1 pseudogene is annotated in these 362 nt (G+C 42.5%); it reads right to left on the reverse strand.

Annotation, left to right across the window (positions count from 1 at the left end):
- Nucleotides 1-362 (reverse strand): annotated as a pseudogene (locus tag AC3IF2_RS13230) (hypothetical protein); the annotation flags it as partial.

Here is a 362-nt window from a genome sequence, read left to right on the forward strand (position 1 = left end):
CACGTAGGCTGAACAGTAGCACTTGCTGTAGGTGCTGCTGGGGGTGTAGGTGGAGAATTAATCGTTACGGTACTTGTCGCATCCCTAGTACATCCAGTTGTTGTATCACGAACTGTTAATGTGTAATTATTAGCAGATAACCCCAAAAATGTTGGGCTTGCTTGATAAGCCCCACCTATGCTGTATTCTACTCCTGCTTGAGAATTAAATATAATAGTTCCTGTATTAACAACACAAGTAGGCTGTATTACACTGGAAACTGTCGGTGTACTCGGTAAAACATTCACTATTACTACAATCTCAGACCTCGCACTCTCGCAACTATTACCATCGGTCTGACTTACCCAATAGGATGTACTACC

The sequence above is a fragment of the Maritimimonas rapanae genome (assembly GCF_057837205.1).